General features: G+C 35.1%; 29 protein-coding genes and 1 other annotated feature. Of the genes, 28 read left to right on the forward strand and 1 reads right to left on the reverse strand.

The genetic code is table 11. The features are described 5' to 3' along the window. Positions 1-99 precede the first annotated feature (99 nt). From I5818_RS08645 to pheA, 19 genes are all read left to right on the forward strand, one after another. A complete protein-coding gene (locus tag I5818_RS08645) occupies positions 100-855 on the forward strand; it encodes a prepilin peptidase (RefSeq protein WP_058002031.1) in 756 nt (251 codons plus the stop codon). Positions 856-986: 131 nt separating this feature from the next. After that, on the forward strand, positions 987-1,985 hold the full coding sequence (locus I5818_RS08650; protein ID WP_071976995.1) for a hypothetical protein: 999 nt from the start codon (positions 987-989) through the stop codon (positions 1,983-1,985). Positions 1,986-2,165: 180 nt separating this feature from the next. Beyond that, entirely contained in the window at positions 2,166-2,738 is a 573-nt protein-coding gene (locus I5818_RS08655; protein WP_058002033.1) for a Maf family protein, read from the forward strand. A gap of 60 nt (positions 2,739-2,798) precedes the next feature. Further along, positions 2,799-3,470 carry a RadC family protein gene (radC, locus tag I5818_RS08660; protein ID WP_139254933.1) on the forward strand — a complete coding sequence of 224 codons (672 nt, stop codon included), beginning with the start codon at positions 2,799-2,801 and terminating at the stop codon, positions 3,468-3,470. A 326-nt stretch (positions 3,471-3,796) separates the two neighbouring features. Continuing rightward, complete coding sequence (locus tag I5818_RS08665; RefSeq protein ID WP_058002035.1) at positions 3,797-4,816, forward strand: rod shape-determining protein; 1,020 nt, start codon at positions 3,797-3,799, stop codon at positions 4,814-4,816. Between the two features lie 77 nt (positions 4,817-4,893). Then, on the forward strand, positions 4,894-5,745 hold the full coding sequence (gene mreC, locus I5818_RS08670) for a rod shape-determining protein MreC (protein ID WP_078109892.1): 852 nt from the start codon (positions 4,894-4,896) through the stop codon (positions 5,743-5,745). Then, positions 5,742-6,263 (forward strand): rod shape-determining protein MreD, encoded by a 522-nt coding sequence (mreD, locus tag I5818_RS08675; RefSeq protein ID WP_244975369.1) that lies wholly within the window; start codon positions 5,742-5,744, stop codon positions 6,261-6,263. The genes mreC and mreD overlap by 4 nt, the downstream gene beginning before the upstream one ends. Positions 6,264-6,343: 80 nt before the next feature. After that, on the forward strand, positions 6,344-7,024 hold the full coding sequence (gene minC, locus I5818_RS08680; RefSeq protein ID WP_058002037.1) for a septum site-determining protein MinC: 681 nt from the start codon (positions 6,344-6,346) through the stop codon (positions 7,022-7,024). 2 nt (positions 7,025-7,026) lie between these two features. Further along, a complete protein-coding gene (gene minD / locus I5818_RS08685; protein ID WP_058002038.1) occupies positions 7,027-7,833 on the forward strand; it encodes a septum site-determining protein MinD in 807 nt (268 codons plus the stop codon). Between the two features lie 137 nt (positions 7,834-7,970). Then, positions 7,971-8,741, forward strand: a complete 771-nt coding sequence (locus I5818_RS08690) for a M23 family metallopeptidase (protein WP_071976996.1) — start codon at positions 7,971-7,973, stop codon at positions 8,739-8,741. Then, entirely contained in the window at positions 8,734-9,600 is an 867-nt protein-coding gene (locus I5818_RS08695) for a M50 family metallopeptidase (RefSeq protein ID WP_071976997.1), read from the forward strand. Before I5818_RS08690 ends, I5818_RS08695 begins: the two co-directional genes overlap by 8 nt. Before the next feature lie 87 nt (positions 9,601-9,687). Then, positions 9,688-11,154, forward strand: coding sequence for an Rne/Rng family ribonuclease (locus tag I5818_RS08700; protein WP_078109885.1), 1,467 nt, complete (start codon positions 9,688-9,690; stop codon positions 11,152-11,154). A 53-nt stretch (positions 11,155-11,207) separates the two neighbouring features. Further along, positions 11,208-11,288: a sequence feature (ribosomal protein L21 leader region), on the forward strand. 13 nt (positions 11,289-11,301) lie between these two features. Continuing rightward, positions 11,302-11,610, forward strand: a complete 309-nt coding sequence (rplU, locus tag I5818_RS08705; RefSeq protein ID WP_058002042.1) for a 50S ribosomal protein L21 — start codon at positions 11,302-11,304, stop codon at positions 11,608-11,610. 12 nt (positions 11,611-11,622) lie between these two features. Then, positions 11,623-11,952, forward strand: coding sequence for a ribosomal-processing cysteine protease Prp (locus I5818_RS08710; protein WP_058002043.1), 330 nt, complete (start codon positions 11,623-11,625; stop codon positions 11,950-11,952). Positions 11,953-11,964: 12 nt separating this feature from the next. After that, positions 11,965-12,255, forward strand: coding sequence for a 50S ribosomal protein L27 (gene rpmA / locus I5818_RS08715; RefSeq protein ID WP_058002044.1), 291 nt, complete (start codon positions 11,965-11,967; stop codon positions 12,253-12,255). A 334-nt stretch (positions 12,256-12,589) separates the two neighbouring features. Next, positions 12,590-13,123 carry a Spo0B C-terminal domain-containing protein gene (locus I5818_RS08720; protein WP_078109884.1) on the forward strand — a complete coding sequence of 178 codons (534 nt, stop codon included), beginning with the start codon at positions 12,590-12,592 and terminating at the stop codon, positions 13,121-13,123. 53 nt (positions 13,124-13,176) lie between these two features. Beyond that, positions 13,177-14,466: a GTPase ObgE gene (gene obgE, locus I5818_RS08725; protein ID WP_058002046.1), complete on the forward strand. Its 1,290-nt coding sequence runs from the start codon at positions 13,177-13,179 to the stop codon at positions 14,464-14,466. Between the two features lie 85 nt (positions 14,467-14,551). Next, the gene (locus tag I5818_RS08730; RefSeq protein ID WP_058002047.1) at positions 14,552-15,007 is read left to right on the forward strand and encodes an ACT domain-containing protein; all 456 of its coding nucleotides are present in this window, start codon (positions 14,552-14,554) and stop codon (positions 15,005-15,007) included. A gap of 27 nt (positions 15,008-15,034) precedes the next feature. Continuing rightward, positions 15,035-15,907, forward strand: coding sequence for a prephenate dehydratase (pheA, locus tag I5818_RS08735; protein ID WP_058002048.1), 873 nt, complete (start codon positions 15,035-15,037; stop codon positions 15,905-15,907). Between the two features lie 34 nt (positions 15,908-15,941). On the opposite strand, the gene I5818_RS08740 is transcribed toward pheA, so the two are convergent. Further along, a complete protein-coding gene (locus I5818_RS08740) occupies positions 15,942-16,487 on the reverse strand; it encodes a transcription repressor NadR (protein ID WP_139254931.1) in 546 nt (181 codons plus the stop codon). 216 nt (positions 16,488-16,703) lie between these two features. Between I5818_RS08740 and safA the strand changes: the two genes are divergently transcribed. The 9 genes from safA (at position 16,704) to yajC (ending at position 24,923) form a co-directional block, all read left to right on the forward strand. Beyond that, entirely contained in the window at positions 16,704-18,095 is a 1,392-nt protein-coding gene (gene safA / locus I5818_RS08745; protein WP_209391891.1) for a SafA/ExsA family spore coat assembly protein, read from the forward strand. After that, positions 18,088-19,062, forward strand: coding sequence for a phosphotransferase (locus I5818_RS08750; protein WP_209391892.1), 975 nt, complete (start codon positions 18,088-18,090; stop codon positions 19,060-19,062). The genes safA and I5818_RS08750 overlap by 8 nt, the downstream gene beginning before the upstream one ends. 107 nt (positions 19,063-19,169) lie before the next feature. Next, positions 19,170-19,895, forward strand: a complete 726-nt coding sequence (locus I5818_RS08755; RefSeq protein WP_078110046.1) for a YhcN/YlaJ family sporulation lipoprotein — start codon at positions 19,170-19,172, stop codon at positions 19,893-19,895. A gap of 120 nt (positions 19,896-20,015) precedes the next feature. Next, the gene (locus I5818_RS08760) at positions 20,016-20,570 is read left to right on the forward strand and encodes a BofC C-terminal domain-containing protein (protein WP_071977004.1); all 555 of its coding nucleotides are present in this window, start codon (positions 20,016-20,018) and stop codon (positions 20,568-20,570) included. Positions 20,571-20,670: 100 nt separating this feature from the next. Beyond that, a complete protein-coding gene (gene ruvA / locus I5818_RS08765) occupies positions 20,671-21,282 on the forward strand; it encodes a Holliday junction branch migration protein RuvA (protein ID WP_071977005.1) in 612 nt (203 codons plus the stop codon). 45 nt (positions 21,283-21,327) lie between these two features. Further along, positions 21,328-22,329, forward strand: coding sequence for a Holliday junction branch migration DNA helicase RuvB (ruvB, locus tag I5818_RS08770; protein ID WP_071977006.1), 1,002 nt, complete (start codon positions 21,328-21,330; stop codon positions 22,327-22,329). Positions 22,330-22,375: 46 nt separating this feature from the next. Beyond that, positions 22,376-23,404, forward strand: a complete 1,029-nt coding sequence (queA, locus tag I5818_RS08775) for a tRNA preQ1(34) S-adenosylmethionine ribosyltransferase-isomerase QueA (RefSeq protein WP_071977007.1) — start codon at positions 22,376-22,378, stop codon at positions 23,402-23,404. Positions 23,405-23,478: 74 nt separating this feature from the next. Next, positions 23,479-24,618, forward strand: a complete 1,140-nt coding sequence (tgt, locus tag I5818_RS08780) for a tRNA guanosine(34) transglycosylase Tgt (RefSeq protein ID WP_071977008.1) — start codon at positions 23,479-23,481, stop codon at positions 24,616-24,618. A gap of 20 nt (positions 24,619-24,638) precedes the next feature. Beyond that, a complete protein-coding gene (gene yajC / locus I5818_RS08785; RefSeq protein ID WP_058002058.1) occupies positions 24,639-24,923 on the forward strand; it encodes a preprotein translocase subunit YajC in 285 nt (94 codons plus the stop codon). The last annotated feature ends 8 nt before the right edge of the window (positions 24,924-24,931 follow it).

Genomic DNA, 24,931 nt, shown 5'->3' on the forward strand with positions numbered 1-24,931 from the left:
ATAAGATTTAGAAATATTTGTTTTTGTAGATATTTTATCCAATCAAACAATATAATAGACTTAGATAAACTATTATAACTTAAGGAGTATTTTACTCATATGGATAGTTTGATGATCGTATATTTTTTCATATTAGGTCTTGTATTTGGATCATTTTTTAATGTGATTGGATTAAGAGTCCCAGTTAATCAATCAATATTTTTTCCGAGATCACATTGTCCGAGTTGTAAACACCAATTACGCTGGTTCGAATTAATTCCTTTACTATCATTCCTCTTATTAAATGGAAAGTGTAAGCAGTGTAAATCCAAATTGTCAGTATTGTATCCTATAACGGAAATATTGACTGGAGCCTTATTTGCTTATTCTTATATGAAAATTGGATGGGATATTGATTTACTATTTGTTCTACTATTTATATCATTAATGATCATTATTACGGTAACAGATATTATTTATATGCTTATACCTGATAGAATATTGTTATTTTTCTGCAGTGTATTTATCTTCTTAAGAATATTTTATCCCACAAACCCATGGTGGGATTTCATTGTAGGTGCAATAATTGGTTTTTCTTTATTATTGTTCATTGCTATTATTAGCAAGGGTGCAATGGGCGGGGGAGATGTTAAACTTTTTTTTGTTATCGGATTAATACTGGGTACAAAGCTATCTTTGTTGACATTTATTTTAGCCACGATCCTCGGTGCCATCTACGGGATTTTTATCATTATTGTTGGAAAATATAAAAAAAGAAAACCGATTCCATTTGGCCCCTTTATTAGCTTAGCATCGATTATTTCTCTTTTTTACGGAAATGTTATTATTTCTTGGTATTTTGGTGTACTACTTTGAATGTATTGTGTAATCATCTCCTATTAAAAAATTTGACGAAATCCTTCACAGGCAAGACGACAAAAGTCTTGTTCTTTTTTTTTATCCATGTGGTAGCATATAACAAATATGCGCACGGAAGGGAGACAAAAATGGACAAGCAGAATCAAAATCCTAGGATCAAAATTAAAATAAATGGAGAAGAACGTCCATTTAAAGAGGAAATGGAAATCCATGATTGGAAAGTAGCGAAGAAGGAAACAGCTGCTGGTGCGGAAAACGCTTCAGAAGAGGATTCGTTTGATTGGGTGCTTCCTGAAATAGATGAAAACGAAGTCAATGAGTTTAAAAAAATCCATTATCCAAACATTCATTCCAAATCTAGTTTTAAAAATAAATTCAAAAGAAAATCAGGGAATCAACACCTATCAGCACTTTTGATTTCAGTAATCACTGCAGTAACTATTGGTGTCATTATTGGGATATTTATGTTGAAAATAGTTATTTATCAAACGAATTCATCAGGACAAGCAAATGTTTCTAAACAGACTGATACCAATCAAGCGCCATCTAATAATGGAATATCTTCGACGGTTCAAATTCCAACCCTAACATCTTCTTTTGTCCAAGGTGGTGTTTTTAAAGACCCTGAACCTATAGTAAATACGATTAAAAGTAAGGGGCTACCAGCGATTGTGCTTCCTATGAATAATCAGAATTATATTTATATAAGTGTTTCAGGTAATTTAGATACTGCTAAAGAATTAGCCTCTATATTAAAAGATAAAGGGGTTGAAGTTTATGCAAAGGAGCTAAGTATTGAAGGGAAAAAAATATCTATAACTACAAAAGATGAAGCAAAGCTTATTACTGAAGCGATTTCGCTTTTCCCGACATTAGCAGAAGAAATTTCAAAATCCTTTATTACTGGGCAAACGAACAGTGAAAAAATTGCATCACTTCAAGAAAAAATAAACAAAATAAATAGCATAAAGGACGTCAAAAGTAAGGATATTGATTTATTGAGGAAACTGGAAGTAACTAGTCTAAAGTCACTGATTAGCTTCAAAGATCTACAAAATAAGGAAGAATTAATGGATGCGCAAATGTCCTTATTAACCTTTGTTGAAAAAATAAATCAATTAAAATAGATTATTTTATATACTTTCCCTATTGAAGGTCGGAAATTCTAATTCAATAGGGATTAGTTTTGTAGAAGAAAAATTTCTTTTTTATGCCAAATTTCGATTATTTTCATTGTGAATGGTTATGTTATTTGATAGGATAATATTGTATCTCTCAACTTCTACTAAGAAAGTTTAGGTGAACACATGTCTAATTTAATATTAGCTTCATCATCTCCTCGCAGAAAAGAACTTCTAGCAAAGTTACAAACCCCATTTACGGTCGTAACCAGTCATGTGAATGAAGAATTTGAAAAAAATTACTCCCCAGAGCAAGTTGTTTTAGAGTTAGCGACAAGAAAGGCTAAAGCTGTATCAAGAGAGTATCCAAATTCCATTGTTATCGGAGCAGACACGATTGTTGTACATGCTCAGCAAATTCTTGGGAAACCAAAGGATAAAGATCATGCAAGAAGCATTCTTGAAGGGCTTTCAGGTAAAACACATTCGGTTCTAACTGGTGTTGCGATTATTCATGCGGAAAGCATTCAAACGTTTTACGAAAAAACAGATGTGACATTTTGGGAGCTGTCATCAAAGGAAATTGAAAATTATTTAAACAGTGGTGAACCATTCGACAAAGCTGGTGCGTACGGTATTCAAGGTTTAGGATCTTTATTCGTCAAATCCATACATGGTGATTTTTACAATGTTGTTGGTTTACCGATCTCACGATTAAAAAAAGTACTTGAGGAATGGAACCTATTATCCTCATGTTGATGTACGGCCTCTTAAAATGCGCATCTCGCCTAGGAGGTTACACTGAAAGTGGAAAAAATAATGATTCGCGATTACCCTGCTGGTGAACGTCCACGTGAAAGGCTTGTTAAACATGGAGCAAGGAGCCTTTCTAATCAAGAATTACTGGCCATTCTACTTAGAACAGGGACAAAGGATGAGTCAGTAATTCAAATGGCCAATCGCGTGTTGCAAGCCTTTGATGGATTAAGATTGTTAAAGGAAGCCTCATTAGAAGAAATAATGAAAATTAAAGGGATTGGGTTTGCGAAAGCCGTTCAAATTTTAGCTACTATTGAAATCGGTCGCAGAATAGGGAATCTTACCTATAATGACCGTTACATTATTCGAAGTCCAGAAGATGCTGCAAATTACGTTATGAATGATATGCGGTTTCTATCACAGGAACATTTCGTTTGTATATATTTAAGTACAAAAAATCAAGTGATCCATCAACAAACCATTTTTATCGGAAGCTTGAATGCCTCAATCGTCCACCCAAGGGAGGTATTTAAGGAAGCCTTCCGAAGATCCGCTGCATCCATTATCTGTATCCATAATCATCCATCGGGAGATCCAGGTCCTTCACGTGAAGATATTGAAGTAACCAAAAGATTAGTAGAGTGTGGTAAAATAATAGGGATTGAAATTTTAGACCATTTAATTATAGGGGACAAAAAATTCGTAAGTCTGAAAGAAAAAGGATATTTATAGTACTATTAATTTTGCTCTTGTTACGATATAATAATGTTTATGATTTTTGCAGAAACTTGTTTCTTCGCTAAAAAAAGACAATATTTTCACATGAACTACACAATATAAGATAGAGAAACATTGTTTTTGATATGGAGTAGTTCGTATTTTAGGATTAGAAGAAATAATGGTTTAGTTTGCTCCAATCATTCATATTCAGAATAAGTGGCTATAATTGAACAATTTTTGTTCATATAGCTTAAAAAAGAAAAGAAATTTGTATTTAAATGTTATAAGGCATGGATAAGCCTTAGGAAACATTTCAGAGTAGAAAGGGAGATACATCAATGTTTGGTAGTAGAGATCTTGGGATTGATCTAGGAACAGCGAATACACTCGTTTTTATAAAAGGAAAAGGAATCGTTGTACGGGAGCCTTCTGTTGTGGCCATACATACAGATACGAAACAAATCGTTGCCGTTGGTAATGATGCAAAAAATATGATTGGCCGTACTCCAGGTAATATTGTGGCAACTAGACCAATGAAGGATGGAGTTATTGCTGATTATGAAACAACAGCAACCATGATGAAATATTATATAAAGCAAGCAACGAAAAATAAAGGCGGAGGATTTTCTAGAAAACCATATGTGATGGTATGTGTACCATCTGGTATTACGTCTGTTGAAGAAAGAGCTGTTATTGATGCAACAAGACAAGCTGGCGCACGTGATGCATTTCCAATTGAAGAGCCTTTTGCAGCAGCGATCGGTGCCAACCTGCCGGTATGGGAACCTACTGGGAGTATGGTCGTTGATATTGGTGGCGGTACAACTGAAGTAGCTATTATCTCATTAGGTGGAATTGTAACGAGTCAATCTATCCGTGTAGCTGGTGATGAAATTGATGAATCCATTATTAGCTATATTCGAAAAACTTATAATCTTTTAATTGGTGACCGTACCGCTGAAGCGATTAAAATGGAAATAGGCTCAGCTGGAGAACCTGAAGGTATTGAACCGATGGAGATTCGCGGACGTGACTTATTAACAGGATTACCAAAAACCATTGAAATCACCGCTGAAGAGATTTCTATGGCTTTACATGATACTGTTCATGCTATTATTGATGCTGTGAAAGGCACATTGGAACAAACACCTCCTGAGCTTGCTGCGGATATTATGGACCGTGGAATCGTCTTAACCGGCGGAGGAGCCTTGCTACGTAACTTAGATAAAGTAATTAGTAAGGAAACAAGTATGCCAGTCTTAATTGCCGAAAATCCATTGGATTGTGTAGCAATTGGAACAGGTAACGCGCTTGAACATATTGATTTGTTTAAAAATAGAGTAAAAGATAGTAAATAAGGGGAAGGGGCATCATGCCCCTATCCTTCTTGTTTTTACTATACATAAATGGATTTTTTCTTAATGGGGTGGATAGTATGCCACAATTCTTTTTAAATAAACGTTTGATAATTTTGCTAATTAGTATTATTTTACTAGTAGCATTAATTGGTTATTCTTTACGTGATCATAAAAATGTATCGAAACCAGAACAATTTGTTAGAGATATAGTAGGTTTTGGACAATCAGTCATAGCTATACCTGCAAATGGAGTAGCTGATTTTTTCGGAAGTATTAAAGATATCCAAAATACATATACCGAAAATAAAAAATTGAAGGCTCGTTTAGAAGAACTGCCGAAATTATCTGCTGAAGTGGCAGATTTAAAACAGCAAAATGATGAATTGAAAAAAATCTTAGATAAAGAAGATTTAAGGGAATATTCATCAATACAAGCGACAATTATTTCGAGATCACCAGAACAATGGTATGAATATATCAATATAAATAAAGGCTCTGTCAATGGTGTTGCAAAAAATATGGCAGTAATAACATCAGAGGGACTTTTAGGAAAAGTAGTTGATACTTCAGAGTTCTATTCAAAAGTAGAGCTTTTGAGTTCAACAAATCCTAAAAATCGCATATCGGCTGTTATTAAAAGTGAAAAACCTGAATATGGCCTAATTGAAGGATATGATGAGGAAAACAAAGTGTTATTACTTAAAACGATTCCCTATGATGTGAAAGTAAAAAAAGGTGATGTCGTAGAAACCTCTGGTTTAGGAGGGATTTTTCCAAAGGATATTCTTATTGGTACGGTTGAAAAATTAGTGCCGGATGAAAATGGACTAACCCAAACCGCTTATGTAAAACCATATGCAAACTTTTACAGTATCGAACATGTGCAAATAATTGATCGCAAAGTGAAGCAGCATGGGGAGGGAGAATGATGAAACGCATTATTCTTCCTCTTATTTTAAGCATTTGTTTTATTAGTGAGAGTTTGTTTGTTCAATTTGTTCCAAGAGATCCCTTTGGAAGCAGAATGATTATTGTGCCACATTTTCTCTTAGTAGTACTATTGTTAATGGGTATTTACTATGTCAGAAATCGTGCCATTGTATTTGCGTTTATTTTCGGATTAATATTTGATGTATTTCATACAGGAATTCTGGGAGTTTATCTATTCTTGTTTCCATTATCTATCTATATTGCTTCCAAGATGATGAAGATACTCCAAACGAATATATTTATTGCTGGGCTTGTGACTATATTAAATGTTGCTATCGTTGAATTTCTAGTATACGAGCTAAATATTTTAATTGAACATGTATCAATGTCAATGATGACTTTTTTGAATATTAGACTTTTGCCAACATTAGTGGTTAATTTGATATTCTTTGTTATTTTTTCTTACCCATTAAAAAAATTAATGGAACGAAGAAAGAAGCAAGTGATAGCTGAATAATTTTATGAATCACAAATTAGAATAGAGGAAAATCACTTAGTATTGTCGAATATTATAGCCACTGAGGTGAGCAATTTGCGATGAGAAAAAGACAGAATGTGATGATTAAGGGTACAAAAGAAGGACTAATTCTACATTTGAACGACCAATGCTCCTACCTTGAATTGAAAGAAGAGTTAGAAGAAAAGCTTGTTGTTCATCATATAGAGAATGAAGAAAGTCCTTTAATCACTGTTAGAATACAAGTAGGAAATAGATATATATCTCCGGATCAAGAGGAAGAGTTAAAAGAATTAGTGCGTAATAAACGAAATTTAGTTGTTGAAGAAGTTCAGAGTAATGTAATAACGAAGGAATCTGCCGAAAAAATGCAAAAAGAGAATGAAATCTATTCGGTAACAACCATTGTTCGCTCTGGACAAGTATTAGAGGTACCAGGTGATTTATTACTGGTAGGAGATGTGAATCCTGGCGGAACCGCAATTGCTGGTGGTAATATCTTTATTATGGGGGCTCTTAAGGGTGTTGCACATGCAGGATTTAATGGTAATAAAGATGCTGTTGTTGCAGCATCATTAATGATGCCATCACAAATAAGAATCTCTGATTGCATTAATCGGGCCCCTGATCAGTATGGTAAAGAAGAACAGCATGGAATGGAATGTGCATACATAGACGACACTAATCATATTGTCATTGATCGTATTCAGGTATTAAAACATCTTAGACCAAATATTACTAGATTTAAAGGGGGATACTAATCATGGGTGAGGCAATAGTTATCACTTCCGGTAAGGGTGGTGTTGGTAAGACCACTACATCTGCTAATTTAGGTACGGCACTAGCTCTCCAAGGAAAGAAGGTTTGTCTTGTTGATACAGATATTGGACTTCGGAACTTGGATGTTGTGTTGGGACTTGAAAACAGAATCATTTATGATTTAGTAGATGTTGTGGAGGGCCGTTGTAAACCCCATCAAGCATTAGTAAAGGATAAAAGATTCGAAGATAAGTTATTTCTTCTCCCTGCTGCACAAACAAGTGATAAAACAGCGGTAAATCCAGAACAAATGAAAAATCTAATCAGTGAATTGAAGCAAGAGTACGATTATATTGTTATCGATTGTCCTGCTGGTATTGAACATGGATTCAAAAATGCCGTAGCTGGAGCAGATAAAGCAATCGTTGTAACAACACCAGAGAAGTCTGCTGTACGTGATGCAGATCGGATAATTGGTTTGCTAGAAAAAGAGAAACATATTGAAGCGCCAAGATTAGTCATTAACAGAATACGAAATCATTTAATGACCAATGGTGATATGCTTGATATTGATGAAATTACTACGCATCTTTCTATAGATTTAATAGGAATTGTACTAGATGATGAAGAAGTAATTAAATCCTCTAATCAAGGGGAACCGATTGTAATGAATCCAAATAGTAAAGCTTCAATTGCTTATCGAAATATTGCGAGAAGAATACTAGGTGAATCAGTTCCGTTGCAGCAATTGGAAGACCCTAAAACAGGTGTATTTGCAAAAATAAAAAAATTATTTGGTGTGAAAGCCTAATCAAACCCTCCTAATGGAGGGCTTTTTTAATATGATTTTGAAAAATATTGTTTTGGTGTAATTCACTAAAGCTTGTCATATCCGTCTTCTTTCATTCATATAATTGTACAAACTGTTTAAGGGAGAATGGTGATAGGATGGGAAATCGATCGGACGAAATTCGGAAACAAATAGAGAAAAGGAGGAAAACGAAAACATATCCAAAAAGAAGAAAAGTAGGTACCGTGAATTCTCCTTCTATTGATTGGGAAGAAAATGAGGAATACTCAATTTTTGAAGCAGATCCACCAAGTAAAATACACCCACTTTGGAATAAGGAAATCTTTCTTTTCAAAATTTTAATGTCTGCCATTCTAGTTTTGGTAATTGCTATCATTTTTAAAACGTCTTCTCCAAAGCTTGATTCTGTTAAAGGTTTTGTCGAAAACACAATGAAAACAGAATTTCAATTTGCTGCTGTATCTGCATGGTATGAAAAACAGTTTGGTAAGCCACTAGCTATCCTACCAATCAAGGAGAAAAAAAACGAGAGCTTAGATCTCGCTCAGGATCAATATGTGATGGATGCTTCGGCGAGAGTGCTTACAAATTTCTCTACTGACGGACGTGGAGTTTTGATTGAAACAAAATACGATGAAGCAGTAGAGGCGATGAGTGGAGGTCGGGTTGTTTTTGCTGGGAAAAAAAATGATCTAGGTAATACCGTTATTATCCAGCATTCAGATATGACAGAATCATGGTATGGAAATTTAGAAACCATTGATGTTAGTCAATATGAGGAGGTAAAGACAGGAAAGAAAGTTGGTACAGTATCAAATAAGGAGAATGGACGGTCTGGAGAATTTTATTTTGCAATTAAGCAGGGAAAAAAATTTATTGATCCTATTCAGGTGATAAAATTTGAATAATTTCATGGGGCTGCTCCGTAAAATCCATATTCATCCTTTATTTTGGATTGTTGTCGGTATTGCAGTCATAACTGCCAACTTTCAAGAATTACTAGTACTTTTTACGATTATATTTATTCATGAAATGGGACATAGTGTTATGGCCTATATTTTTTCATGGAGAATAAAGAGGATTTCAATTCTTCCATTTGGGGGAGTAGCTGAAATGGATGAACATGGGAATCGCCCTCTCAAGGAAGAGCTTTTTGTCATCATTGCAGGTCCCTTTCAGCATTTATGGATGGGCTTGATGATGTTACTACTAGAAAAAATGGGATTTGTATCAACCCATCTTTTTACTATCTTTATGGAATATAATATAATGATTCTTATTTTTAATTTATTGCCTATATGGCCACTTGATGGTGGTAAGCTTTTACACATCATTTTTTCTATGAATAAGCCCTTTCTTCAATCTATTCGGATCACTTTGTCGAGTTCAGTGATCTTTTTAATTGCTTTCCATTTAATTGCTATTCTTTATCATCCATTTAATTTAAATATATGGATTGTCGTGATTTATTTATATTTATCATTATGGGCAGAATGGAAGCAGATGAACTTTGTATTTATGAGATTTTTATTAGAGCGTTATTATGGAAAAAGAATAAGTTTTGAACGTTTACGTCCATTAAAGGTAAGTGGTGAGGACTTTTTATTTGATGTGCTCGGAAAGTTCCAACGTGGAAAAAAGCATCCACTTTTAATTGTAAAAAATGGTGAAGAAATTGGTCATCTAGATGAAAATGAGCTGTTGCATGCCTATTTTGCAGAAAAACAAACAGATGCAAAAGTAAAGGATCTCTTGTATAGTTATTGACGAGTAGTAATTTTGAGGAGCTGTCTAAAAGTGTTGAAACACTTATGGATTAGCTCTTTTAGCACTGATTATGGATAGGTGAATTTTATGAATGAAATCTTTATCGATGAGAAAATATCAGAAAAAAGATTTGCAACGAAGGAAACGGATCAAGTTTCAAGACTATTTATTGAACAACCCCATGATGAAACGAAAGTGGGGAATATTTATTTTGGCAAAGTAGTAGATGTAAAAAATGGAATGAATGCCTGTTTTATAGATATCGGCAGTGAAAAACATGGATACCTACATCGTGACCAATTGCCATTTTACTTACACAATGATGATCCAAATAAGAAATTTCACCCGATTTCAAAATTTATCAGTAAAGGTGAAAGTATTCTTGTTCAAGTAAAAAAAGATGAAACAAATATAAAAGGCCCCTTATTAACAGCATTGATTGAAATCAATGGTGATAAATTAATATATTTACCTGAGGGGGAGTATATTGCTGTATCAAAAAAAGGGAATATTCAGGATCGCGAAAAGTGGAGGACAATAGCTAATAATCATAAACAAGATCATGAAGGATTTATTATACGTACGGAAGCTTTCGATTCAACGGAAGAGGAGTGGAGGAATGAATTAGAATCTCTACGTAAACGGTATCAACATTTATTGAACGAGGTAGCGAAAGTAAAGTCTCCTGCACTTATTTATAAAACTTCATTATTTGAAAAAGAGTTATTTCAAGAATTAACTCGTTTGAAGGAAGGCAGAGTGATTTCTAATAATCAAAACAGATTGAAGGAAATAAAGCAGTATTTCCCTGAAAAATGGGAATATAAGCTCCATATTAGTGATGAAAATATTTTCTCATATTATAAGATTGAATCTGAAATAGACAGATCATTAAAGAGACTCATTTGGCTAGAAAATGGTTCATATATCGTAATCGATGAAACGGAAGCACTCATTAGTATCGATGTAAATACTGGTAAATTTTCCGGTACGAAAGGTTTCGAAGATACCGTTTTAAAGACCAATATTTTAGCTGCAAAAGAGATGGTTCGCCAAGTCCTGATAAGAGATTATGGTGGTATGATCCTAGTTGATTTTATAGATATGAAAAGTGAAAAGGATCGTCACTTAGTATTGGAAATTGTAAAAAATGAATTTAAGCAGGATTCAAAACATACTAGGGTAATAGGATTTTCTCCATTAGGAATTCTTCAATTAACAAGAAAGAAAACAAAAAAATCATTATCGGAGACTCTTTTAAATCCTTGCCCAGTTTGTGCTGGCAGAGGAAAAGTTGAAAGTAGGGAAACAATTGCTTTTCGTTTGGAGCGTGAACTATGGGAGAAACCTTTTAAAGAACATGAGGCAGTGTTTATCGAATTAACGGAAGATGTAAAAATCATTTTTTGTGGAGAAAATGATGTTCATCTTAAAAGATTAGAACAGTTATTAGGTATTCAAATCTATTTATCCATTATTCCATCTTGTCGTCCAATATATTATATTCGTCAGTTTGGAACGAAAGAAGAATTGGCAAAAAAGATGAGTAATTAAGCATTGACATAGGCCGGGTATTTTGATAAGATTTTCATGTTATGTTTGTAGCACCCGTGCTACAACCGCTCGAAACAGGTAATAAGTTTTTGCTTATTGCAAAACGCCTGGTTTTGGCGAGTCTGAGTTTATTAAGGAGGTGCAAGTATGTACGCGATTATTGAAACTGGTGGAAAACAAATCAAAGTTGAAGAAGGCCAAGCAATTACTATCGAAAAATTGAATGTTGCTGAAGGTGAAACTGTTACTTTTGACAAAGTTCTTTTCGTAGGTGGCGAAAATGTAAAAGTTGGTAGCCCTCTAGTTGAAGGTGCTTCTGTAACTGCTAAAGTTCAAAAGCAAGGTCGTTCTAAAAAATTGGTTGTTTTCAAGTATAAGCCAAAGAAAAACTATCACAAAAAACAAGGTCACCGTCAACCATTTACAAAAGTTGTGATTGAAAAAATCAATGCATAAGGGTGACTGAACATGATACATGTTCAAATTAAGCAAACATCTGGTGGGAATATTTCATCTTTTAAGATGAAGGGACATGCCGATTTTGCTGAAAAAGGCCAAGATATCGTTTGTGCAGGTGCTTCAGCTGTTTCATTCGGTGCGATTAATGCCATTATGGAATTGACTAAGATTGAACCCATGATTACACAATCAAATGGTGGCTTTCTTGAATGTACAATCCCTGATCATTTATCTGCTGATGAAGAGGAAAAGGTACAATTACTGTTACAAGGGATGGTCGTTTCATTACAAACGATTGAACGCGATTATGGTAAATATATCAAAATAACCTTCGGGTAGGAGGTGGAACAAATGTTAAGATTAGATCTTCAATTTTTCGCATCTAAAAAGGGAGTAGGTTCTACAAAGAACGGTCGTGACTCTATCGCGAAGCGTCTTGGCGCGAAGCGTGCGGATGGTCAATTAGTAACTGGTGGATCCATTCTTTACCGTCAACGCGGTACAAAAATTTATCCAGGTGAAAACGTTGGCCGTGGTGGCGACGATACTCTATACGCAAAAGTTGATGGTATCGTACGTTTCGAGCGTATGGGCCGTGACAAGAAAAAAGTGAGCGTATATCCTGTTGCACAAGAAGCTTAATATGACGATTAAAAAACTCTAATCGATTGGATCGGTTAGAGTTTTTTTTATCAAGTATAAATTCCATATAATTTGGTCCAACATTAACCTGTTTAAGGTCCTTCCAGCTAGTTTATTTCAACAGGTCTTCTTCCTACAAAAAAAGGCAACACCCTATCCTCTTTGTGTTCCCTGAATTGGTGAAGAGACTACAAAGGTGAATTGGGCATCTCAAATTTCACTCAACTGTACGCTGATAAACAAGCTTCCCATGCTTTTTTATTATATGCATTAAAATCCGTCTTTTGATATACTAATCAAAAGAATGATATGAATGTAATAGGAGAATCTATTAATGGAAAATTGGACGGTAGTTGATGTGCTACGCCATGCACGTCATGATTGGATGAATAGGCTTCAATTAATAAAAGGGAATATAGCATTGAATAAAATAGATAGTGTAGAACGAATTTTGGAAGAAATGATATTAGAGGCACAACAAGAATCTAGGCTTTCAAATTTAAAACTTCCTCATTTTGCAGAAATTCTTCTAACATTTAACTGGAAACCCCATCCATATCATATGGAATATGAAATACTTAATGAAAGTGGGGGCCTAACGGTCGATGATCAATGGTTATCTACTTGGATTCAATCATTTTTTCATATTCTTGACAGTGCTGTCGAACCTTATCAGGAAAATTACCTATCCATTACTTTTGAACGTTTTCAAGGTAAAACACGTTTTGTTTTTGATTTTAATGGAACAATAAAGGAACAAAAGCTGTCAATACTTAGTCAATGGTTTGCTGCTCAAAAAGAAATTGTTGAAGATGTAAAGATTAAAGAGATGGATATTTTGCATTTTTCTGCTGAATTTATATTGTAAGTTTTAAATATATTTCTTACATAATTAATATTAACAATAAGGGTGGTACTTCTATGTTTGTCGATCAAGTGAAAATTTACGTAAAAGGTGGAGACGGTGGAAATGGTATGGTTGCCTTTCGCCGTGAAAAATATGTGCCTAAAGGTGGACCCGCAGGTGGAGACGGTGGGAAAGGAGCAAACGTCGTTTTTGTTGTTGAAGAAGGACTTAGAACCTTAATGGATTTTAGATATCAACGACATTTCAAAGCAAACCGAGGAGAACACGGCATGTCAAAGGGCCAACATGGCCGAGGAGCCGAAGATATGATTGTAAAAGTTCCGCCTGGTACAGTCGTGAAAGATGATGATACAAATGAGATCATTGCTGATTTAACGGAGCATGGGCAACGTGCAATTGTTGCTAGAGGAGGTCGTGGAGGAAGGGGAAATATCAGATTTGCTACCCCAGCTAATCCGGCACCTGAGATATCCGAGAATGGGGAACCTGGCCAGGAACGATATATTGTACTCGAGTTAAAGGTTCTTGCTGACGTAGGGCTAGTAGGTTTTCCAAGTGTAGGTAAGTCTACACTATTGTCCATCGTTTCTGCGGCAAAACCTAAAATAGCGGAATATCATTTTACAACAATTGTTCCCAATTTAGGAGTAGTAGAGACGGGGGATGGCCGTAGTTTTGTAATGGCTGATTTGCCTGGATTAATTGAAGGTGCACATCAAGGTGTTGGATTGGGGCATCAATTTTTACGTCACATTGAAAGGACACGAGTGATTGTCCATGTGATCGATATGTCTGGATTAGAAGGAAGAGATCCATACCAAGATTATCTAACGATTAATCAGGAATTAAAAGAGTATAATCTGCGTTTAATGGAAAGACCGATGATAATTGTTGCTAACAAAATGGATATGCCTGATGCGGAAGAGAATCTAGCAAAGTTTAAAGAACAAATGAAAGAGGATTATCCAATCTTCCCTATATCAGCTATTACTCAAAATGGGTTAAGAGATCTATTATTTAAGATTGCAGACCTTTTAGAAACAACACCTGAATTCCCTATCCATGAAGTAGTAGAGGACGAAGAAATTAAACGTGTGGTTTACAAGCATGAAAAACAAGAACAAGAGTTTGAAATTACAAGGGAACCTGATGGTAGTTTTGTTGTAACAGGTGAAAAGCTGGAAAAACTATTTAAAATGACAAACTTTACTAGAGATGAATCAGTTAGACGATTTGCTCGTCAATTGCGTTCAATGGGTATCGACGATGCTTTAAGACAGCGCGGAGCAACAAATGGTGATATTGTAAAAATAATGGAATATGAATTTGAATTTATTGAATAATTGTATGGGTTGTCTGATAAGGGAGCAAACCGTTCGCTTATAGACAACCCTTGACTAAATTTTAGTACTACTGGAGGAAAGATCGTTGGGGAAAAAAGAGGTAGACTATAAATTTATACTAGTACGTGAAGACGTATTACCAGAGGCAATGAGAAAAACTCTTGAAGTAAAAGAGCTTCTTGAAAGGGGAAAAGCCGAATCTGTTGCTGATGCTGCACAGAGTGTTGATCTAAGTCGAAGTGCTTTTTATAAATATCGTGATACTGTATTTCCATTTCATTCCATTGTTAAGGAAAGAATGATTACTTTATTTTTTCATTTGGAAGATCGTTCTGGTACCCTACATGAGTTATTAGGAATTATCGCCACATCCTTATGTAATATATTAACGATTCACCAAACTATTCCTATTCAAGGACGTGCGAATGTTACCATTACCTTAGAGGTATCAGATATTATGATAAGTCTTGATGAATTGTTGTCTAAATTAAGACGCTTGGATTTTGTTGATAAGGTAGAGATACTAGGTTCGGGAGCATAAGAAATGAATATAAGGAGGGAGAAATAGATGCGTGTAGGTTATTTAGGGCCAAAGGCCACCTTTACAGATATTGCTGTCCAGAATACTTTTCCCGATGCAGAACGAATTGCATATACAACAATCCCTGATTGCTTAAATGCCGTTAAATGTAGGGAAGTAGATGTTGCTATTGTTCCATTTGAAAATGCGTTAGAAGGGACTGTTCACCTCACCATTGATTATTTATATCATGAAATAAATCCACCAATTAGAGCTGAAGTCATAGTCCCAATACAGCAACATTTAATGGTCCATCCTTTGCAAACCAATAATTGGACTGAAGTAGAGAAAATTTTATCACATCCACATGCCCTTGCCCAGTGTCATCAATTTCTGCATCAACAGTTTCGGGGGGTCACTCTAGAGCAATTCACTTCGACTGCTGCAGCTGCTAAGTACATAAGTGAACATCCAGAATTGAAGTTAGCTGCAATTGCAAATGAAATGGCTGCAGAAAAATATCATTTGCAAATTGTTAAAGAAAATATTCATGATTACCATTTCAATCATACACGGTTTATCGTATTAGCTCATGAAGATGTGAAGGTTAATAAAGAGCTTAAGCCTTTGTATCAAAAAACAACAATTATGGTAACTCTACCATCAGACAGAGCGGGTGCTTTACATCAAGTTTTATCAGCATTTGCCTGGAGACAAATTAATTTAAGTAAAATTGAATCAAGACCATTAAAAACCGGTTTAGGCCACTATTTTTTTATGATAGACATTAATCATGAAATGCAAAATCAATTAGTAAAAAATGCTTTAGAGGAAATCGAGGTACTTGGTTGCAAGGTGAAAGTATTAGGTAGTTATTCCTCATATAATGCAGTGAATCATGAGAAAGAGGTAGTCTCATAAGGGGTATTAAATTCCCTTCTGTGAGACCACCTCTTTATTCTTGAACATTAATTAAATAACCTGCATGTTTTAATTCTTCTTCTACTTTATGCAGTTGAGCTTCTTCCTTGGCTACAATCGTATGAATATGCACACCATGTGTTAAATTTGATAAGTAAACCGCTTGGGTATCTTTTACTTTTGAAATGAACTGTTTCACATCTTTTCGATTTGAAACCATGATAGAAGCTGTTAAATCACCGTACACAGGATGCTCAATTTTGACATCTTTTACTGTAACCCCATGGTCGACAATAAGATTAAGTTCTTCTTCTGCTTGCTCTGGGGTATGGAAGCAGGCAATTGTTTTTTCAAATAGCTGATTATCATGTGCATGACGTAAATATATATAACCTTGACTTGTAGCTACTATCGGTTCATTCTTTGCCTTTAGCAAGGTCATATCATTTACAATGACCTGGCGACTTACATTGGCTTTATTGGCTAAGTCTGCACCTGTTATCGGACTATTGCTTGTCATTAAAATATTTAATAAAAATTGTCGTCGATCTTCACCAAATAATTTTTTTTCCGCAGTCAAAAAAATAGACTCCCTTCTAGAATCCTTATTATATAAGGATTCTACCATAATTTGTATACCCTTTAAACCATTTTACTTTCTAAATTTATAAGCCACATCCAATATGTAATAAGGCATATTTTATTTTGTTTAAACATAAATTTTTTTTGAAGATTATTAGCACTTTGCCCATTTTAACATAGACTATATGGACTTATGCCTGAGGAGGGGAAATGAGTGAAGATCCATATTGTTCAAAAAGGCGATACTCTGTGGAATATTGCTAAAAAATATGGCGTTAATTTCGAGGAATTAAAGAAAATGAATGCCCAATTATCAAACCCGGAAATGATTATGCCTGGTATGAAAATTAAAGTACCAACGACCGGTGGAACAATTAAGAAAGAAATGGTAAGCCCAGTAAAGGAAATGCCTAAGGCTGAACAACCATACAAGGAACAACCTAAGGCAGTACATCCCTATAAGGAGAAGCCTACACCAACACTTCCAGTCCAAAAGGAAATAATAAAAGAGGTTCCAATAGAAAAAAAGGAAACCATTTATACGCCGATTATGCCTCAACCAGTTATTCCGGAAATAGATATTAATAATTATTACACAATGAATATGTCACAAATGCAGGCCCAAGTGCAAGCTCCACAACCATTTGTTCCACCACCGGTACATGAGGAAAAAGTCGAGAGTCCGATTGAAATGCCCATGCCAGTTCAAGAGGAGTGTGTTGAAATGTATCCGACTGTACCTTTTATGCCAGTAGCTGATTGTGGCTGTGGCCCAACACCTTATCCATACCATCAGCCATATGGCTTTCAAGCACCGATGGGGCAATATCCTATGGCACAAGGACCCGGAATACCAATGGGACAATTTCCTATGGCGCAAGGAGGACCTGTAGCACCAATGGGGCAAATGCCACATGAACAATGTGTACCGTATCAGCAAGTCATGCCACAATCTATGGGGGCACATCCAACTGCAGTGCCTGAAGCAGGTAATTGGATGTATGAAGATGAATCATCTTCTTCATCGATTCCAATGATGGCTAATCCTGGTATGCATCAAGGTGGCTATTATCAAGATCCACAATCAGGTTATTCTGGTATGAATCCTATGGAATACCAACATTTTAACCAAGGAGTCTACCCACCAGCAAATGAAGGGCAATACCCAAATATGCCACCAATGCAAACAATGCCATATAATCCTTATGAGCAACAACAAATGGGAATGTATGGAATGAGACCGAATAACCCTCAATATTATAGTCATCAACATTATGGGCACCACCATGATGATCATCACTATGATCATGACCATGACCATGATCACGACCATGATCATCACTATGATCATGATCATCATGGAACGGATCATGGCCATATGTATAGTCATCCTTATGGCCAACATGGGCACTACGGTCAATATGGACACTACGGACACTACGGTCAATATGGTCAACAACCATATGGCCAGCAACCATATGCCCAATATTCTTGGTATCCAAATGAAATGAATTATGGTCATATGTATCCTGGTACCCCATATTCGCAGGGCTATCCAGGAGGTTACCCATTCCCAAGACAAGAAGACAGTGATGATTTTGAGTAATTATAGCACTGGAGACGGACTCGAAAATCGTCTCCTTCTTTCTTTGTCTACAATTACAGGAGAAAAGTTTAGATATATAAAAAAAATTAAAGATGGGATATGGCTTTGCTATACAGATAGTAGTAAATGGATATTAAAGGAATTCTTTTCAGAAGAAAAATTGTTCAATCAAATTCATTTTGTTGAACAACTCTTTAAACATGACTTTTATTTTACATATCAATTTCATCCTATTCATCAAGAAAAAATCATAAAATTTGATCAACGTGTATTTGCTTTAGTTGAGTATTTAAAAAAAGGATCTACCTTTACGTATCAAACCTTTAGTGAGAGAACTAGTGCATTAAAATTACTCAAGCAATTTCATGAGACAACAAGTCAGTTTCGAGACATATTTAAACCAAACTTAACAGTATTTGATCAACAAATGAAATGGGAGCAACGCTTAAAAGAGTTTATAGCTAACATCCCACTCCTAATAAATTTTATCCCGACTTATTATTTAAACAAGTATGTAGATTGGGCAAAATGGGCATTATCTCAAATGGAGCGAAACAAATCTTTTTACAATGAAGGACCAAATTGTATTATTCATGGTGATGTCGCTCACCATAATTTTCTACTCAATCGATATCAGCAATTATATATCATTGATTTTGATCTCATCCAACTTGCAAACCCTATGATCGATTATTTGCAATTCGCAAATCGAGTTCTTCCTAATATTTCTTGGTCTTTAACTCGTCTAAGACGACATCAACTATTAAGCCCCTATCTAGAAATGAAAGAATTTTTAATTGCATTAATATTTCCCACAGATATTTTACGTGAATGGAATCGATATGTAAGATTAACTAAAAAAGAAGAAGGAAGTAAACCTCAATTACTGACTTATTTAAAAGAAATAACCTTAAACCATTTCAATATGAGGAGAATATTTACAGAAGAACTGGCCAAATCAATATGAGGAATGTTAAGGGAATAAAACCAATTACAAATAGTATAGAATAACCCCTTCTTCACAAAATATTAGTGAGCATTTTTGCTCTAGGTTAAATTTAGGGGGGGAACTGTTTGAATAAAAAACTGATAGTTGCACCCATTGCTTTATTTTTAATAAGTGGTTTAGCCGGTTGTGGACAAAACCAGGATAATGCAGGTAATACTCAAAACAAAAGTAATTTTCAACCTGTTGGGTACCACACTAATAACGCACAATATATTGATCATGATGGACCCATGCAAGAATTGATGGATTATACGTTTGGACGCGAAGATAATATAAAAAATAATAATCATTTACTTCCTTCCGGACACCCAGATGATTATGATCATCATGTGCAATCACCATTAACTCAATATGATACAAACTTTCGTGTTGTTAATCGTGATAGGCATCTACGTGACATTAATTATCATGGACATTTAAATCAGAGAAATTCTGCTGCCAAATCCTCTTATTATACAGCTTATGAAGGTGCACTGGCAGAAAAAGTAGCGAATCAAGCAGCAGCTGTGACGAATGTTTCAGATGCACGTGCATTTATTTATGGCGATAAAGTATTAGTTTCACTTGTTCTGAAGGATGATAATAATGCTAAGCAAACGAAAGTAAGAGTAAAGCAAGCGGTACAGCCTACACTTGGTAATCGCTCATTACTTATTACATCTGACCTTGGCACGTATTATCGTGTTCGTCAATTGGATAATGAATTAAGGAATGGTGGCCCGAAAGACACGGTTAAATTGGATGCGAAACATTTAATCGAATCCCAAAATATAGAACGAAATCGAGAATAAATATACTGACAAGAATAGTGGTAAAATCACTATTCTTTTTTTTATTATTGGATAATTTGATTAGAGTATGGTCATACTAACCACGTATAAACATACTTCCTTTTATTGAGGTGACAAACTATGAATTTTTTTGTTCGAATCGTCTTTGTATGTGTCATAGTATTGAGCGTATTCTATTCTTATTTATTGCAAGATGATCGCGAACAGGTAAAAGAAAATAAGACAGATAGTCAACCTAAATCGATTGAAGTTGCAACGAATCCTAAGAATAAAACTATAATATTAGAAAGAGTGTATATAGATGGGGAAGTAAGTGAGGAGATATTAAAAGAAAATGTAGATACCATTGAAGAAATAAAAGGAAAATATCAAAATTGGAATATCATCCAAATGGATGAGGAACAAATCGTATTACAGAAGAAAGTGAATGATATTTCCCCTTTACTAAAAGCGAATGGATATTTCGGTATTTCCGATAATGGGATTATCTCTATTTTTAATGGTAAGCCGAAAAAAGCAGATATCATTCAGTCATTCTTTCAAATAGATATTAAAAAACTAGAAGGTAAAAAACAAGAAGAGTTGAAAAAAGGAATACCAATCAAATCAAAAGAAGATTATGATAAGGTTCTTAAAGCGCTAAAACCTTATTCTATTCAAACCCAAGTGGAGTAAACCGGATCTAAAATGATCCGGTTTTTTTCTGTTCGTATTTACACATCTATTAAATGATTATGTTACAATGAAATGTAGCAAAGATGAGGAGAGAAGTAGTTTGTATGAATATATTATTGGAACAATAGGAATGGTGACTCCTGAAAATGTAGTTGTTGAAAATAATGGTATAGGATATCAGGTATATACTCCCAATCCATTTGTTTTTTCAACCACTCAAAAGGAGCCTGTTAAAATATACATATACCAGCATGTACGGGAGGATATTATTGCTCTATATGGCTTTCAAACAATGGAGGAAAAAACCCTGTTTAAAAAACTGTTAAATGTTTCTGGAATCGGTCCTAAAGGAGCTCTTGCTATCCTAGCATTTGGTGATCCTATGCAGGTGATAGGCGCTATTGAGGACGAGAATGAAGCATTTTTAGTCAAATTTCCTGGGGTTGGAAAAAAGACTGCTCGACAAATGATTCTTGATTTAAAAGGAAAATTACAGGATGTTGTACCTGATTATTTTCCAAATTTATTTAATAGTGATCGAGTAGAACAAGCTTCCCATACCTCCACACAGTTTGAAGAGGCAATATTAGCATTAAAAGCCCTTGGATACTCTGATAAAGAAATTAAGAAGATTTCATCAGACTTAAAACAAGAAAACTTAACTACCGATCAGTATATAAAAGTAGCATTGAAAAAATTAATGAAGTCATAGGGCTAATGACAATTTTCACTAGCATCTTCAAAAGGAGGGAGTTATATGGAAGATCGAGTGGTATCGGGAGAAGCGACTGAGCATGAACAAACATTTGAACAAAGCTTACGTCCACAGAGCTTATCTACCTATATAGGTCAGGAAAAAGTGAAAAACAATTTAGCAATTTTTATAGAAGCTGCTAAACAAAGACATGAATCGCTAGATCATGTTTTATTATATGGTCCTCCGGGTCTAGGGAAAACGACATTAGCCGCTGTTATTGCAAATGAAATGGGGGTTAATATGCGTACAACTTCCGGGCCGGCTATAGAACGACCTGGAGATTTAGCAGCTATATTAACAGCATTAGAACCTGGTGATGTATTATTTATTGATGAGATTCATCGCCTACCTCGTTCCATTGAGGAAATTCTTTATCCAGCTATGGAAGATTTTTGTTTAGACATAGTGATTGGAAAAGGACCAGGGGCAAGATCAGTACGATTGGATTTACCCCCTTTTACTTTAGTAGGTGCAACTACACGGGCAGGTGCTATTTCTGCACCATTAAGGGATCGATTTGGTGTTCTTTGTCGTTTGGAGTATTATAATGAAAAACAACTGACTGATATTGTTATAAGAACGTCTGAAATATTAAATACTGAAATAGAGGAAATAGGAGCAATAGAAATTGCTAGACGCTCTCGCGGAACTCCACGGATAGCCAATCGATTATTGCGCAGAGTTCGAGATTTTGCCCAAGTTAGAGGTGATGGAATAATTACTTTAGATTTGGCAGATTACTCACTCGAACTCCTCCAGGTCGATCGTCTTGGATTGGATCATATTGACCATAAATTACTAAAAGGAATAATTGAGAAATTTCGTGGTGGACCTGTAGGACTAGAAACGATTGCCGCTAGTATTGGAGAAGAGCCGGATACGATTGAAGATGTTTATGAACCTTATTTAATGCAAATTGGTTTTCTTCAACGTACACCAAGGGGAAGAATGGTGACAAATTTAGTTTATCAGCATTTTCAGCTCGAGATGCCGATGAAATAGTTTTTAATGATTAGTAAAAAGTGAAAAATAATATGAAGGTGACAACATGAAAATTGACTTATTTGATTTTAATTTACCAGAATCTTTAATTGCTCAAACCCCATTAAAGAATCGGTCTGATAGCCGTTTAATGGTATTAAATAAACAAACTGGTGAAATTGAACACCAAGTTTTTAAAAACATAACAAAATACTTAAAGCCTGGTGATTGTTTAGTTTTAAATGATACAAAAGTTTTACCTGCCAGATTATTTGGGATTAAAGAGGATACTGGGGCAAAAATTGAAGTATTATTATTAAAACAAATGGAAAATGATCGATGGGAAACATTGGTTAAGCCAGCAAAAAGAATAAAAGTAGGCTCAGAAATCGTCTTTGGCGATGGAAAGCTAAAGGCAAGATGTATTGCGGAAAAAGATCATGGTGGAAGAATAATAGAATTTCATTATGAAGGAATATTTTATGAAGTATTAAATGAACTTGGAGAAATGCCATTACCGCCTTATATAAAAGAGCAGTTAGAAGATCGGGATCGATATCAAACGGTCTATGCGAAAGAAACCGGATCTGCTGCTGCTCCGACAGCTGGACTGCATTTTACTGAAGAGCTTCTTACGGAAATAAAAAACATGGGTGTCCATATCACATTTTTAACTTTACATGTTGGACTAGGTACTTTTAGACCTGTTAGTGTTGAAGATATTCATGAGCACGAAATGCATGCTGAATTTTACCAAGTATCTGAAGAAACAGCTGATTTAATTAATCGTGTAAAACAACAGGGGGGTAGAATCATTTCAGTTGGAACAACTTCTACAAGAACTCTAGAAACAATCGCAAGTGCAAATAATGGTAAAATTATTGCTACAAGTGGATGGACAGATATTTTTATTTATCCAGGCTATGAATTTAAAGGGATAGATGGAATGATTACGAATTTCCATTTACCAAAATCAACATTAATTATGCTAGTTAGTGCCTTAGCAGGTAGACAAAATGTCTTACATGCATATGAAGAAGCAGTAAACGAAAAATATCGCTTTTTTAGCTTTGGCGATGCGATGTTAATTATATAATCGATTTGTATTAAATATTTCGCTGTTAACCCTGATGGCGTTTTAGCATTTGTATATTGGAAGGAGAATCATCTTTGACTGCAATTAAATATGAATTAATTAAAACATGTAAGCAAACCGGTGCCCGATTAGGGAAAATCCATACACCACACGGTTCTTATGATACACCTATGTTTATGCCAGTTGGCACTTTAGCAACAGTTAAAACTATGTCACCTGAAGAATTAAAACAAATAGGATCAGGTATCATCCTGAGTAATACCTATCACCTATGGCTTCGTCCTGGGCATGAAATTGTAAAGGAAGCGGGTGGACTACATCAATTTATGAATTGGGATCAAGCCATTTTAACAGATTCCGGTGGATTTCAAGTTTTTAGTTTAAGTGATTTTCGAAAAATTGAGGAAGAAGGAGTATATTTTCGTAATCACTTAAATGGGGATAAGTTATTTCTTTCTCCAGAAAAATCAATGGAAATCCAAAATGCACTGGGTTCTGATATTATGATGGCTTTTGATGAATGTCCACCATTCCCAGCAACACATGAATACATGAAAAAATCAGTTGAACGTACTTCTCGTTGGGCAGAACGCTGTTTGACTGCCCATTCAAGAAAGCACGATCAAGGATTATTTGGAATCGTTCAGGGTGGAGAATACGAGGATTTAAGAAAATTAAGCGCCAAGGATTTAACATCTCTAGATTTTCCTGGTTATGCTGTCGGTGGGCTATCTGTTGGAGAACCAAAAGATGTGATGAATCGTGTATTAGAATTTACAACTCCACTACTTCCAACAAATAAACCAAGATATTTAATGGGGGTTGGTTCACCAGATTCGTTAATTGATGGGGCAATTCGAGGCATTGATATGTTTGATTGTGTACTACCAACGAGAATTGGTAGAAACGGAACATGTATGACGAGCACAGGTCGATTGGTAATTAAAAATGCCAAATATGCTAGAGATTATAGGCCTTTAGATGAAAATTGTGATTGCTATACTTGTAAAAATTATTCACGAGCCTACATCCGTCACCTAATAAAATGTGACGAAACGTTCGGAATTAGACTTACAACTTACCATAATCTCTATTTTCTGATACAATTAATGCAACAAGTCAGACAAGCCATAAAGGAAGATAGACTTGGTGATTTTCGAGAAGAATTTTTTGAGCAATATGGATTTAACCGTCCGGATGCGAAAAATTTCTAAAACTGAAAGGAGGGAAATGAATGGGGAATTTAGGTGGATTAATACCTATTTTAATCATGTTTGTCCTATTTTACTTTTTGCTCATTAGACCAAATCAAAAAAGACAAAAATCTGTTCAAATGATGCAAAATAATTTGTCAAAAGGTGATAAGATTGTGACAATTGGCGGATTACATGGAACTGTCGATGCAATTGACGACAGACAAATTGTGATTAAATGTGGAGATGGAAGCCGTCTTACATATGATCGTTCTGCGATTAGAGAAGTAACAGAATCAGCAGCTTCTTCTCCTAGCGCTGAATAATGTATTAC

The sequence above is a fragment of the Heyndrickxia oleronia genome (genome assembly GCF_017809215.1).
Taxonomy (GTDB): domain Bacteria; phylum Bacillota; class Bacilli; order Bacillales; family Bacillaceae_C; genus Heyndrickxia; species Heyndrickxia oleronia.